This is a genomic window from Streptomyces sp. NPDC039424 (genome assembly GCF_055639495.1).
In genome coordinates, this window is record NZ_JBVKAI010000027.1 from 39,429 (window position 1) to 53,540 (window position 14,112).

Genomic DNA, 14,112 nt, shown 5'->3' on the forward strand with positions numbered 1-14,112 from the left:
ACGGCAGGCGGGTGTTCAGGTCCCGCCTGCCGTTCCGTTTCCGGCGCCGCCCACGGCCAGGCAGGTGACGCCGGCTGCCAGCGCCACCCCGCCCGCCAGTGCGAAGCACACCCCGATCGGCACCCGGCCGATCAGCATCCCGGCCGCCAGCGCACCGCTGGAGCTGCCCGCGTTCACCGCGGTGTTCACCCACGCCCCCGCCTGCGTCCGGGATCCCGGGTCCGCGGTCTCCTCCGCGAGGAGGTACGCCGTCGTCAGGGCCGGGGCGATGAACAGGCCCGCGGCCGCCATGGCCGCCATGAGGGTCCACAGGCCGGGGGCGAGACCCGTGACGGCGAGCACCAGACCGAGAGCGGCGGCGAAGCAGGCCAGGCGCACCCGGGCGGACCTGTGCCAGTCGACCGCCCCGTTGAGCAGTCCGCCCACCGCGCTGCCCGCCGAGAGCGCGGCCAGGATCCAGGGGACCACGGCGTCGTCGTACGAGCGCTCGGTCGCGAAGGCCATCACCAGCAGCTCCACACCACTGAGCGCGAGGCCCATGCCCGCGGCCACGGCGACCGGGGAGAGCAGCCTGCGGTCGAACCGGCGCCCGGGCTTGTCCTTCGGCGCGGCGGGCCGGGGGCCGGGCATCGCGGGGGAGGCCACGAACGCGTAGGTCCCGGCCACGATCAGCAGCGCGCTCAGCGCCACCCCGGCCGGCGGTGGGGCGAAGCGGACGAGGACGCCGACCAGCATCGGGCCGGAGACGTACAGCAGTTCCTCCGCGACCCCGTCCAGGCTGTAGGCCCGCTGCACCAGCCGGGGGTCGTCCAGGAGTTCGGCCCACACCGTACGCATGGTGGGGCCCAGCGGGGGCGCGCAGGCACCGGCGAGGGCGGCGACCGTGCCGAGGAGCGCCGGCGGGGCGCCCGGGCGCCAGGCCAGCACCGTCAGGGCGCACAGCAGGGCGCCGTACAGCGACGCCATCGGGATCAGGGCCCGGCGCGGGCCGTGCCGGTCGACCAGCGCCGCCCGCAACGGCATCAGGAAGACGGTGGCGGCGCCGAACAGGGCCATCACCGTCCCGGAGACGGCGTACGAGCCGGTCGCCCGGGTCACCGCCAGCACCATGGCCAGCCCGACCGTGCCGTACGACAGACGGGCCGTCAGCGCGGCGGCGAAGGTGCGGCGGGCGTGCGGGACGCGGAGGACGGCGGCGTACGACGGCCGCGGGGCGGAAGAAGTGCGCGACGAAGTGAGCGCGGACATGAGTCGATTCCTCGCTGAGGGCGGAAGAGGGAACACCGAAGTCCCGCGTCACCGACGGCCGACGGGCCACCCGGGCGCGGGCGCGGCGCGCGCTCTATGCCAAGAGGAGGAACATGCCGATCAAGCTAGCAGCGCCCCCACCCACCAGTCACCCGAATTACCCCTCCACGAGCGACGCCGACCGTCCCCACCTCACCAGCAGGACAGCACGGCGCAGACGCCCCGGCCGGCCCGTGACAGCAGGTCAAGTCCCCCGCCCGGTCCGCTCCGCAGCGCGACGACGGCGATACTCCACACCTCTCCACCCCGCCAGCCGCACAGGCACCGCAGACGGCGACGACTCCGCGTCGGCCCGTGCCGCCAAGGGGCGGCCCCGGTCAGCTCTCCATCAGGCCTGCCACCGGCTCATCCGCAGCCCGACAGCGGCCAAGGCCCCCCACCCGAGCAGACGGCGGCGCCCCGCCGACCGCACAAGCACCGCAGCGCACGGCGGCGACTCCGCGTCGGCCCGTGCCGCCAGGGGACGGCCCCGCTCACCTCTCCGAGAGGCCCGCCCCCAGCTCACCCGCAGCCCGACAGCGGCCAAGGCCCCCCACCCGAGCAGACGGCGGCGCCCCGCGAGCCGCACACGCGCCGCGGCGCGCGGCGGCGGCTGCGTGTGCCGGTGTCGGTCAGTTCTCCGTGAGGCTGGTGACCAGTTCGTCGGCGGCTCGGTAGGGGTCGAGTTCGCCTGTGATGATCTTTTCCGCGAGTACGCCGAGGCGGCGGTCGCCGTGGAGGTCGCCGATGCGTTCGCGCAGGGCGGTGACGGCGATGGTCTCGACCTCGCGGGCGGCGCGGGCGCGGCGGCGTTCGGTGAGGACTCCGCGCTCCTCCATCCAGGCCCGGTGCTTCTCCAGGGCCTCGACGAGCTCGTCGATGCCCTCGGACCGGGCCGCGACGGTCTTGACGATGGGCGGGCGCCAGTCGCCGGGGCCGCGGGACTCGCCGAGGCCGAGCATGTGGTTGAGCTCACGGGCGGTGGCGTCCGCGCCGTCGCGGTCGGCCTTGTTGACGACGTACACGTCGCCGATCTCCAGGATGCCCGCCTTGGCGGCCTGGATGCCGTCGCCCATGCCGGGGGCCAGCAGGACCACCGAGGTGTCCGCCTGGGAGGCGATCTCGACCTCCGACTGGCCCACGCCCACCGTCTCGACCAGGATCACCTCGCAGCCCGCGGCGTCCAGCACCCGGATCGCCTGCGGGGCCGCCCAGGCGAGGCCACCGAGGTGGCCGCGGGTGGCCATGGAGCGGATGTAGACGCCGGGGTCGGAGGCGTGCTCCGACATCCGGACCCGGTCACCGAGCAGGGCACCGCCGGAGAAGGGCGAGGAGGGGTCCACCGCGAGAACCCCCACCCGTTTGCCCTGTTTGCGGTACGCCGTCACCAGCGCCGAGGTGGATGTCGACTTACCGACCCCCGGAGAGCCGGTGAGACCGACCACATAGGCGTTGCCGGTCAAGGGGGCCAGCGTCGCCATGACCTCCCTGAGCTGTGGGGACGCCCCCTCCACCAGGGAGATCAGCCGGGCCACGGCCCGCGGCCGGCCTTCCCTGGCCTGGGCCACCAGAGAGGAGACGTCCTGCATCACAGCTCCGTTCGCATACGAGACGTACGCCGTACCGGCAACGACGTACGGGGAACTACGAGACCTACCGGAAACTCACGCCTTCGGCACCCGGACGATCAGCGCGTCACCCTGACCGCCGCCACCGCACAGCGCCGCCGCGCCGACCCCGCCGCCCCGGCGCTTCAGCTCCAGCGCCAGGTGCAGCACCAGACGGGCACCGGACATGCCGATCGGGTGACCCAGGGCAATGGCGCCGCCGTTGACGTTCACCTTTTCCGTGGATACCCCGAGGTCCTTCATTGACTGCACCGCGACGGCGGCGAAGGCCTCGTTGATCTCGATGAGGTCGAGGTCGGAGACCTCCAGGCCCTCCTTCTTCAGGGCGTGCAGGATCGCGTTGGAGGGCTGGGACTGCAGGGAGTTGTCCGGGCCCGCCACATTGCCGTGCGCGCCGATCTCGGCGATCCAGTCCAGGCCCAGTTCCTGCGCCTTGGCCTTGCTCATCACGACCACGGCCGCCGCGCCGTCGGAGATCTGCGAGGACGAGCCCGCGGTGATCGTGCCGTCCCTGGTGAAGGCCGGTCGCAGCTTGCCGAGGGACTCCGCCGTGGTGTCACCGCGGATGCCCTCGTCCTTGCTGAAGACGACCGGCTCGCCCTTGCGCTGCGGGATCTCCACCGGGGTGATCTCGGCCTCGAAGATGCCGTTCTTCTGGGCGGCGGCGGCGCGCTGGTGGGACAGGGCGGCGATCTCGTCCTGCTCCGGGCGCTTGATGCCGAGCCGCGTGTTGTGCTTCTCGGTGGACTCGCCCATGGCGATGTTCTCGAAGGCGTCGGTGAGGCCGTCGTACGCCATCGCGTCGAGCATCTCGACCGCGCCGTACTTGAAGCCCTCCCGGGACTTGGGCAGCAGGTGGGGCGCGTTGGTCATGGACTCCTGGCCGCCGGCGACGACGATGTCGAACTCGCCGGCCCGGATCAGCTGGTCGGCGAGGGCGATGGCGTCGAGGCCGGACAGACACACCTTGTTGATGGTGAGCGCCGGGACGTTCATCGGGATGCCCGCCTTGACCGCGGCCTGGCGGGCCGGGATCTGGCCCGCGCCGGCCTGCAGGACCTGGCCCATGATCACGTACTGCACCTGGTCGCCGCCGATCCCCGCACGGTCGAGGGCGGCCTTGATCGCGAAGCCGCCCAGGTCGGCTCCGGAGAAGGACTTGAGCGAGCCGAGCAGCCGCCCCATCGGGGTGCGTGCACCCGCGACGATGACGGAGGTCGAGCTGTTCGTTGCTGACATGAGGGGGATCCCCTTCCAGCTGCACAAAGCTGAGGAGTGAACGAGGGTTTACTTCGAATGTACTGAGCGGTAGTGCACCCCGTCATCGGGCCGTCGGTGTGATCGCGCGCACGTTGCGTAACCACCGGAGGCGCGCTGCACTAACACCATGCTGACGCGAATCGACCACATCGGGATCGCCTGCCACGACCTGGACGCGACCGTCGAGTTCTACCGGGCCACGTACGGCTTCGAGGTGTTCCACACCGAGGTCAACGAGGAACAGGGCGTGCGCGAGGCCATGCTCAAGATCAACGAGACCTCCGACGGCGGGGCCTCCTACCTCCAGCTCCTCGAACCGACCCGGGAGGACTCCACCGTCGCCAAATGGCTGGCGAAGAACGGGGAGGGCGTCCACCACATCGCCTTCGGTACGGCGGATGTGGACCAGGACGCCGCCGACATCCGCGAGAAGGGCGTACGCGTTCTGTACGAGGAGCCACGACGCGGCTCCATGGGGTCGCGGATCACCTTCCTGCACCCCAAGGACTGCCATGGCGTACTGACAGAACTGGTCACATCGGCGCCTGTTGAGTCACCTGAGCACTGACCCTCGTACATAAGGGCCGGTAGGGTTGGGGGCGGTCGCCCCGGGAACCCGGGACGACCGCATTCCGGGGTCCGGGTTTCGGGGGACGAGCGTCGGGGCAGCAGCCCATGCTCCGCCGTTGATCTGACACCATTCCCCGGGGGCCCCGTTCGGCGGATGGACGGAGCTCGTTTGGACAGGCTTGCGACCAGGGGACGGATGGGACCGCGCAGTGCGGGGCTACGAGAGCCAGGAGCGAGAGCCGGCGGCTGACGTCGACCACCTCTCTCGGTTCGAGGCCGAGATGAAGCGGCTGAAGACCGAGCGGGAAAAGGCGATCCAGCATGCCGAGGACCTCGGCTACCAGGTCGAGGTGCTGCGCGCCAAGTTGCACGAGGCGCGCCGCACCATCATGTCCCGGCCCGCGTTCGACGGCGGTGACATCGGCTACCAGGCCGAACAGCTGCTGCGCAACGCCCAGATCCAGGCGGATCAGCTGCGCCAGGACGCCGAGCGTGAGCTGAGCCAGGCCCGGGCCCAGACCCAGCGCATCCTCCAGGAACACGCCGAGCAGGCGGCCAGGCTCCAGGCCGAGCTGCACGCCGAGGCCGTGGCCCGCCGCCAGCAGCTGGACCAGGAGCTGGCCGAGCGGCGCCAGACGGTCGAGTCGCACGTCAACGAGAACGTGGCGTGGGCCGAGCAGCTGCGGGCGCGTACGGAGTCCCAGGCCCGCCGGCTCCTGGAGGAGTCCCGAGCCGAGGCCGAGCAGGCCATGGCCGCCGCCCGCGCGGAGGCCGAGCGGCTGACCACCGAGGCCCGCCAGCGACTGCAGAGCGACGCCGAGGCGGCCCGCACGGAGGCCGAGCAGATCCTGCGCCGCGCCCGTACGGACGCCGAGCGGCTGCTGAACGCCGCCTCCACGCAGGCCCAGGAGGCCACCGACCACGCCGAGCAGCTGCGCACCTCCACCGCGACGGAGTCGGACGCCGCCCGCCGCCAGGCCACCGAGCTGAGCCGGGCCGCCGAGCAGCGCATGACGGAGGCCGAGGAGGCGCTGCGCAAGGCGCAGTCCGAGGCCGAGAAGCTGGTCACGGAGGCCAAGGAGGCCGCCGCCAAGGCCCTCTCCAGCGCCGAGTCCGCCAACGAGCAGCGCACGCGGACGGCGAAGGAGCAGGTCGCCCGGCTGGTCGAGGAGGCCACCAAGGAGGCCGAGAACACCAAGTCCGAGGCCGAACACCTGGTCGCGGACGCCCGCGCGGAGGCCGAGAAGATCCTCGCGGAGGCCGCCGAGAAGGCCCGCACGGTCACCGCCGAGGAGAGCGCCACCCAGCTGTCGAAGGCGGCCAAAACGGCCGAGGACGTGCTGAACAAGGCGGCCGAGGACGCCCGGAACACCACCAAGGCGGCGGCCGAGGAGGCCGAGCGGATCCGGCGCGAGGCCGAGGCCGAGTCGGACCGGCTGCGCGCCGAGGCGCACGACATCGCCGAGCAGCTCAAGGGCGCGGCGAAGGACGACACCAAGGAGTACCGCGCCAAGACGGTCGAGCTGCAGGAGGAGGCCCGCCGGCTGCGCGGCGAGGCCGAGCAGCTGCGCTCCGACGCGGTCGCCGAGGGCGAGCGCATCCGCGCCGAGGCCCGGCGCGAGGCCGTGGCGCAGATCGAGGAGGCGGCCAAGTCCGCCGAGGAGCTGCTGGCCAAGGCGAAGGCGGACGCGGACGAGCTCCGGCAGAAGGCCACGACGGACAGCGAGAAGGTCCGTACGGAGGCCATCGAGCGGGCGACGACACTGCGCCGGCAGGCCGAGGAGACCCTGGAGCGCACCCGCAAGGAGGCCGAACGGCACCGCGCGGAGGCGGTCGAGCAGGTCGAGGCGTTGCAGGCGGACGCCGAGCGGGCCGCGCGCGAGCTGCGCGAGGAGACCGAGCGGGCGGTCGCGGCCCGGCACGCGGAGGCGGCCGAGGACCTGACCCGGCTGCACACCGAGGCCGAGGAACGGCTCGCGTCGGCCGAGCAGGCGCTGTCCGACGCCCGCGAGGAGGGCGCCCGGATCCGCCGCGAGGCCGCCGAGGAGACCGAGCGGCTGCGCGCCGAGGCCGGTGACCGGATCCGTTCGCTCCAGCAGCAGGCCGAGGCGGAGGCCGAGCGGCTGCGCGACGAGGCCGCCGCGGACGCCTCCGCGTCCCGGGCGGAGGGCGAGGCCATCGCCGTACGCCTGCGGTCGGAGGCCGCGGCCGAGGCCGAGCGGCTGAAGTCGGAGGCCCAGGACACCGCCGACCGGGTGCGGGCGGAGGCGCAGGCCGCCGCCGAGCGGATCGCCACGGAGGCGTCCGAGACGCTGGCCGCCGCGCAGGAGGAGGCCGCCCGGCGCCGCCGCGAGGCCGAGGAGCTGCTCGGTGCCGCGCGTGCCGAGGCCGACCAGGAGCGGGAGCGGGCCCGGGAGCAGAGCGAGGAGCTGCTGGCCTCCGCGCGCCGGCGCGTCGAGGACGCGCAGGCCGAGGCGACCCGGCTGGTGGAGGAGGCGGACCGGCGCGCCACCGAGATGGTGTCGGCGGCCGAACAGCACGCCCAGCAGGTACGGGACTCCGTCGCCGGTCTGCACGAGCAGGCCCAGGAGGAGATCGCGGGCCTGCGCTCCGCCGCCGAGCACGCGGCGGACCGTACCCGCCGGGAGGCCGAGGAGGAGGCGGACCGGGTCCGGGCCGACGCCTACGCCGAGCGGGAGCGGGCCAGCGAGGACGCGAGCCGGCTCAGGCGCGAGGCGCAGGAGGAGTCCGAGGCCGCCAAGGGGCTCGCCGAGCGGACGATGGCGGAGGCGATCGCCGAGTCCGAGCGGCTGCGCACGGAAGCGGCCACGCACGCCCAGCGGGTGCGCACCGAGGCCTCGGACACCCTCGCCGAGGCCGACCAGGCCGCCTCGCGTACCCGTGCGGAGGCCCGGGAGGACGCGAACCGCATCCGTTCGGACGCGGCGTCGCAGGCGGACACGCTCATCACGGAGGCGCGGAGCGAGGCCGAGCGGCTGCAGTCGGAGACGATCGCGGAGGCCGACCGGGTGCGGGCCGATGCGATCGCCAGGGCGGAGAAGCTGATCGCGGACGCCACCGGCGACGCGGAGCGGCTGCGTGCCGAGGCCGCCGACACGGTCGGCTCGGCGCAGCAGCACGCGGACCGGATGCGCGGCGAGGCCGATCGGGCCGCGGCGGAGGCGGCCGAGGAGGTCGAGCGGCTGCTGACCTCCGCGCGTGCGGAGGCGGAGCGGACCCTCGACGAGGCCCGCAAGGACGCCAACAAGCGCCGCTCGGAGGCGGCCGAGCAGGTCGACAAGCTCATCACGGAGACCACCGCGGAGGCCGACAAGCTGCTGACCGAGGCGCAGCAGCAGGCGCTGAAGACCACCGCGGACGCCGAGTCGCAGGCCGACACGATGGTGGGCGTGGCTCGCCGGGAGGCCGACCGGCTGGTGTCGGAGTCGCGGGTCGAGGGCAACTCGATGGTGGAGAAGGCCCGGACGGACGCGGACGAGCTGCTGGTCGGCGCCCGCCGGGACGCCACCGCCATCAGGGAGCGCGCGGAGGAGCTGCGCGACCGCCTCACCGCCGAGATCGAGGAGCTGCACGAGCGGGCCCGCCGCGAGGCCGCCGAGACGATGAAGTCCACCGGTGACCGCTGCGACGCGCTGATCAAGGCCTCCGAGGAGCAGCTCGCCAAGGCGCAGGCCAAGGCGAAGGAGCTCGTGTCGGAGGCCAACTCCGAGGCGGGCAAGGTCCGTATCGCCGCGGTGAAGAAGGCGGAGGGGCTGCTCAAGGAGGCCGAGCAGAAGAAGGCCACGCTCGTCCGGGAGGCCGAGGAGCTCAAGGCCGAGGCGATCCGCGAGGCGCAGCGCACGGTCGAGGAAGGAAAGCGCGAACTGGAGGTCCTGGTGCGCCGGCGCGAGGACATCAACGCGGAGATCTCCCGTGTCCAGGACGTGCTGGAGGCGTTGGAGTCGTTTGAGGCCCCGTCGTCCGGCAAGGACAACGGAGTCAAGGCGGGCGCCACGGTGGGGGCCCCTCGTTCGGGTGGCAAGTCGTCAGACGGCTAGCGGGCAGGGTGGGTTCTGGTGTCTTCTGGGCGCTTTGACCATGTCCTCGGCGAGGTCCTTGGCAAGTCGTCCGGCGGTTCGCCACCCAAAAGAAGGTGTCATTCTCCAGATCAAACCCGTATCCGCTCGATGACACACCGCTTCGGCCCCTAGGATTCCATCTATCACCTCACCGGTCTCATTCGACAGGAACCCCATGAGCGACACTTCCCCCTACGGCTTCGAGCTTGTGCGGCGTGGATACGACCGCGCTCAGGTGGACGAACGAATCTCCAAGCTCGTCTCCGACCGTGACAGCGCTCTCGCCCGCATCACCGCTCTGGAAAAGCGCATCGAAGAGCTCCACCTCGAGACGCAGAACGCCCAGGCCCAGATCACCGACGCGGAGCCGTCGTACGCGGGTCTCGGCGCGCGGGTCGAGAAGATCCTCCGCCTCGCCGAGGAGGAGGCCAAGGATCTGCGTGAGGAGGCCCGGCGCGCGGCCGAGCAGCACCGTGAGCTCGCGGAGTCGGCGGCGCAGCAGGTGCGCAACGACGCGGAGTCGTTCGCGGCGGAGCGCAAGGCCAAGGCCGAGGACGAGGGCGTCCGGATCGTCGAGAAGGCCAAGAGTGACGCCTCGCAGCTGCGGTCCGAGGCGCAGAAGGACGCGCAGTCGAAGCGTGAGGAGGCGGACGCCCTCTTCGAGGAGACCCGCGCCAAGGCCGCGCAGGCCGCCGCCGACTTCGAGACGAACCTCGCCAAGCGGCGCGAGCAGTCCGAGCGGGACCTGGCTTCGCGTCAGCAGAAGGCCGAGAAGCGCCTGGCAGAGATCGAGCACCGGGCGGAGCAGCTGCGCCTGGAGGCGGAGAAGCTGCGCACCGACGCCGAGCGCCGCGCCCGCCAGACCGTCGAGACGGCGCAGCGCCAGGCCGAGGACATCGTGGCCGACGCCAACGCCAAGGCGGACCGCATCCGCTCGGAATCCGAGCGCGAGCTGGCGGCTCTGACCAACCGCCGCGACAGCATCAACGCCCAGCTCACGAACGTGCGCGAGATGCTCGCCACGCTCACGGGCGCCGCGGTGGCCGCCACCGGTGCGCCGGCCGAGGACGAGCCGATCTCCCGGGGCGTCCCGGCCCAGCAGTCCCGGTAACAGCGGGGACGTACCGAGGCCGCACTCACGCGAAGCCCTCTGCCGCTCCGGTGGCAGGGGGCTTTGTCCCGTTCTAGCGTGGGCCCATGATCGAGCTCGAAGGGCTGACCAAGCGGTACGGCGAGAAGGTCGCGGTGGACGGCCTCAGCTTCGCCGTGCGGCCGGGGATCGTCACCGGGTTCCTGGGGCCCAACGGCGCAGGGAAGTCCACCACCATGCGGATGATCCTCGGGCTCGACCACCCCACCGCCGGGGACGTCCGTATCGACGGCAAGCACTACGACCAGCTGAAGGACCCGCTGACGTACATCGGGGCGCTGCTGGACGCCAAGGCCGTGCACGGGGGCCGGAGCGCGTTCAACCATCTGCTGTGCCTCGCGCAGAGCAACGGGATCCCCGGGAGCCGGGTGCGTGAGGTGCTCGACACCGTGGGGCTGACGGCGGTGGCGCGGAAGAAGGCCAAGGGGTTCTCGCTCGGGATGGGGCAGCGGCTCGGGATCGCGGGGGCGCTGCTGGGCGATCCGCGGATCCTGATGTTCGACGAGCCGGTCAACGGCCTGGATCCCGAGGGCATCCACTGGATCCGCACCCTGATGAAATCGCTGGCCGCCGAGGGGCGGACGGTGTTCGTGTCGAGCCATCTGATGAGCGAGATGGCGCTGACCGCCGACCACATCGTCGTCATCGGGCAGGGGCGGCTGCTCGCGGACACCTCGATGGCCGAGTTCATCCGGCGCAACTCCCGCAGTTACGTCCGGATCCGCACCCCGCAGCGTGAGCGGCTGCTGGACGTGCTGCACGACGCCGGGATCACGGTCGTGCAGGCGGGCGGCGGGGTGCTGGAGGTGGATGGCGGGAAGGCCGAGCTCATCGGCGAGCTCGCGGCCGGGCACCGGATCGCGCTGCACGAGCTGAGCCCCCAGCAGGCCTCGCTGGAGGAGGCGTTCATGCGGCTGACGGCTGAGACCGTGGAGTATCACGCGCACTCCGGCCCCACCCGGGTCCCGCAGGAGTGGGGCGCCGGCTGGAACGACGACTGGCGGAAGGGGGCCTGAGCATGGCGGCCGTCCAGGTCATCCGGTCCGAGTGGACCAAGATCCGGTCCGTCGCGTCCACGGTGTGGACGCTGTCCCTGGCCGTGGTCGTGACCATCGCCCTCGGCATGCTGATCTCCGCGCTGTCGAGGAGCCAGTTCGACAGGATGCCCGTGCGGGAGCGGCTGTCGTTCGACCCCACGTACGTCAGCTTCGCCGGGATGACCCTCGGGCAGCTGGCGTTGATCGTGTTCGGGGTGCTGGTCGTGTCGAACGAGTACAGCACCGGCATGATCCGCACCTCGCTGGCCGCCGTGCCCCGGCGCGGCACCTTCCTGTTCGGCAAGATCGCGGTGGCCACCGGGCTCGCGCTGGTCGTCGCCTTCGCCACCAGTTTCGCCGCCTTCTTCCTCGGGCAGGCCGTGCTCGGCAGCCACCGGACCCACCTCGGGGACCCGGGCGTGCTGCGGGCGGTGATCGGCGGCGGGCTCTACATGACCCTCATCGCCGTGTTCTCGATGGGTGTGGCCGCGATGCTGCGCTCGCCGATGCTGTCGCTGGGCATCCTGATGCCGTTCTTCTTCCTGATCTCCAACATCCTCGGCAACGTCGACGCGACCAAGCGGATCGGCCGGTATCTGCCCGACCAGGCGGGCAGCCGGATCATGCAGGTGGTCCCGCGGCTCGGCGACGACACCCCGTACGGCCCCTGGGGCGGGCTGGGGATCATGGTGCTATGGGTGGTCGCCGCGGTTGTGGGCGGTTATGTCCTGCTCAGGAAAAGGGACGCATAGCATTCGCAGCTTTACTTACCCTTGGGCGGAACCGTCAGCGCCCGGATATCCTCCTAACCCTTACGGGGGCGTGTGCCCCGCTGTCCTGAACCTTTCGATGGGTGCGGAGCATGATCGAGGCTGTCGGCCTGACCAAGCGCTACGGCGACAAGACCGCCGTGTACAACCTTTCCTTCCAGGTGCGGCCCGGAGCCGTCACCGGCTTCCTCGGGCCCAACGGCTCGGGCAAGTCGACGACCATGCGGATGATCCTGGGCCTGGACAACCCCACCGCGGGCACGGTGACGATCGGCGGCTACCCGTACCGCAAGCTGCCCAACGCTCCCCGCCAGGTCGGCGCGCTGCTCGACGCCAAGGCCGTGCACGGCGGCCGGCACGCCCGCAACCACCTGCTGTGCCTGGCCCAGCTGTCCGGCATCCCGGCCCGCCGGGTGGACGAGGTGCTCGGCGTCGTCGGTCTGCAGGACGTGGCGAAGAAGCGGTCCAAGGGCTTCTCGCTGGGCATGGGGCAGCGGCTCGGCATCGCCGCCGCGCTGCTCGGTGACCCGCAGGTGCTGCTGTTCGACGAGCCGGTCAACGGCCTCGACCCCGAGGGCATCCTCTGGGTGCGCAACCTGATGAAGGCGCTGGCGGCCGAGGGCCGTACGGTCTTCGTCTCCTCGCACCTGATGAGCGAGATGGCGCTGACCGCCGACCATCTCATCGTCATCGGGCGCGGCCAGCTGCTCGCCGACATGAGCGTGCGGGACTTCATTTCGGCCAACTCCGCCGACTTCGCGCGGGTACGGACGCCGGACACCGAGCCGCAGCTGCGCGAGAAGCTGACCTCCGCGCTCACCGAGGCGGGCGGGCACGTGCTGCCCGAGCAGGACGGCGCGCTGCGCGTCATGGGGCTCCCGCTCCCCCGCATCAGCGATCTGGCGCACGAAACCGACGTACGTCTGTGGGAGCTGTCGCCGCATCAGGCCTCGCTGGAGGAGGCGTACATGCGGATGACGCAGGGCGCCGTCGACTACCGCTCGACGATCGACCAGAAGGCGGGCCTGCAGCAGCCGCTGCCGCCCGGCGCCCAGCCGCCCATGCCGGTACCGGGCCAGGGCCAGCCGGGCTGGTACGCCCCGCCGCCGCCCCAGCAGGGCGGCCAGCCGTTCGCCATGGCTCCGGGACAGCCGGTGCCGCAGGGGCAGGTCCCCTCGGGGCCGTACGGCGGTCCCGCGGGCGCGCCCAGCCCGTACGGTGCTCCGCCGGCGCCGGCCGCGGCTCCCGGCGCCGGGCAGCCGAACCCGTACGCCGCCCAGGCTCCCGCCGCCCCGGCCCAGGCGCCGGCCGCCCCGGCGGCACCGCCCGCGCCGCAGCAGCCGCCCGTGGCCCAGGCCGCGGCTCCCGCTGCCGAATCGTCTCAGCCCTCCGCCCCCGCCGACCTGACCAAGCCCGAGGACGCCCGATGAGCACCCACCAGCCCCCGATGCAGCAGGCAGCCGCCGCCGCGCCCGAGTGGCAGGCGGCGCCCGGAGCCTCGTACCCCGGATACACCTCGCCGATCCCGGTGGTGCGCACGCACCTCGGGCACGCGGTGGCCTCCGAGTGGACGAAGATCAAGTCGGTGCGTTCGACGATCTGGACGCTGGGCGTGTTCGTCCTGCTGGTGGTGGGCATCGGGCTCGCCGCCGGCGCGCTGGTGTCGGGCAACTCCTCCTCCTCGGACCTGGAGGGCGAGAACCCGCTGGGCCTGGGCTTCTTCGGACTGCTCCTGGGCAGCATGTGCATCATCACGCTCGGCGTGCTGACCACGGCCTCGGAGTACGGCACCGGCATGATCCGTACGACGATGGTCGCCTGCCCCAGCCGGGCGCGGGTGCTCGCGGCGAAGGCGATCGTGTTCTTCGTCGTCGCCTTCGTGGTCACCCTGGCGTCGGCGTCCTTCGTGGCCATGACCCAGGTGTCCATGCTCGACGGCACCGGCGCCAAGGACCCCTCCGGCGGGGAGTGGCTGAAGGGCACGGTCGGCGTCAGCCTCTACATCGCCCTGCTCGGGCTGCTCTCGCTGGTGGTCGGCTCGATCATCCGGCACTCGGCGGGCGCCATCACCATCATGATCGGCGCCGTGCTCGCCCCGCTGGTGATCGCGCTCTTCATGTTCTCCCAGTCGCTGGAGGATCTGCGCCAGGCGCTGGTCGAGTACTCGATCCCGAACCAGCTGAGCGTCTTCTACTCCAACTCCCTCTCCGAGTCCGGCCCGTCCGGCTGGGACCCGCTGTGGGTCATCCTGGGCGTGACGGCCGCCGCGTTCGCCGGGGCGTACGCGCTGCTGCAGAAGCGGGACGTCTGATACCTCGGACCTCCCAGGAG

The 14,112-nt window shown here is 72.2% G+C and carries 10 protein-coding genes; 7 read left to right on the forward strand and 3 right to left on the reverse strand.

The window, feature by feature from the left end; all coding sequences use genetic code 11:
- Positions 1–15 precede the first annotated feature (15 nt).
- From ACZ7L0_RS39600 to ACZ7L0_RS39610, 3 genes are all read right to left on the reverse strand, one after another.
- Positions 16–1,248: an MFS transporter gene (locus ACZ7L0_RS39600; protein ID WP_471247430.1), complete on the reverse strand. Its 1,233-nt coding sequence runs from the start codon at positions 1,246–1,248 to the stop codon at positions 16–18.
- A 671-nt stretch (positions 1,249–1,919) separates the two neighbouring features.
- Positions 1,920–2,876, reverse strand: coding sequence for a methylmalonyl Co-A mutase-associated GTPase MeaB (meaB, locus tag ACZ7L0_RS39605; protein ID WP_471247431.1), 957 nt, complete (start codon positions 2,874–2,876; stop codon positions 1,920–1,922).
- Between the two features lie 75 nt (positions 2,877–2,951).
- Positions 2,952–4,154 (reverse strand): acetyl-CoA C-acetyltransferase, encoded by a 1,203-nt coding sequence (locus ACZ7L0_RS39610; RefSeq protein WP_471247432.1) that lies wholly within the window; start codon positions 4,152–4,154, stop codon positions 2,952–2,954.
- A gap of 148 nt (positions 4,155–4,302) precedes the next feature.
- On the opposite strand from ACZ7L0_RS39610, the gene mce reads away from it, so the two are divergent.
- From mce to ACZ7L0_RS39645, 7 genes are all read left to right on the forward strand, one after another.
- Entirely contained in the window at positions 4,303–4,743 is a 441-nt protein-coding gene (gene mce / locus ACZ7L0_RS39615; protein ID WP_471247433.1) for a methylmalonyl-CoA epimerase, read from the forward strand.
- Between the two features lie 211 nt (positions 4,744–4,954).
- Positions 4,955–8,803: a polarized growth protein Scy gene (gene scy, locus ACZ7L0_RS39620; protein WP_471247434.1), complete on the forward strand. Its 3,849-nt coding sequence runs from the start codon at positions 4,955–4,957 to the stop codon at positions 8,801–8,803.
- Positions 8,804–8,999: 196 nt separating this feature from the next.
- The gene (locus tag ACZ7L0_RS39625) at positions 9,000–9,935 is read left to right on the forward strand and encodes a cellulose-binding protein (protein ID WP_471247435.1); all 936 of its coding nucleotides are present in this window, start codon (positions 9,000–9,002) and stop codon (positions 9,933–9,935) included.
- 86 nt (positions 9,936–10,021) lie between these two features.
- On the forward strand, positions 10,022–10,990 hold the full coding sequence (locus ACZ7L0_RS39630) for an ABC transporter ATP-binding protein (protein ID WP_471247436.1): 969 nt from the start codon (positions 10,022–10,024) through the stop codon (positions 10,988–10,990).
- Between the two features lie 2 nt (positions 10,991–10,992).
- Complete coding sequence (locus tag ACZ7L0_RS39635) at positions 10,993–11,763, forward strand: ABC transporter permease (RefSeq protein WP_471247437.1); 771 nt, start codon at positions 10,993–10,995, stop codon at positions 11,761–11,763.
- Positions 11,764–11,873: 110 nt separating this feature from the next.
- Entirely contained in the window at positions 11,874–13,211 is a 1,338-nt protein-coding gene (locus ACZ7L0_RS39640) for an ABC transporter ATP-binding protein (protein ID WP_471247438.1), read from the forward strand.
- Positions 13,208–14,092, forward strand: a complete 885-nt coding sequence (locus ACZ7L0_RS39645) for an ABC transporter permease (protein ID WP_471247439.1) — start codon at positions 13,208–13,210, stop codon at positions 14,090–14,092. The genes ACZ7L0_RS39640 and ACZ7L0_RS39645 overlap by 4 nt, the downstream gene beginning before the upstream one ends.
- Positions 14,093–14,112: the final 20 nt, after the last annotated feature.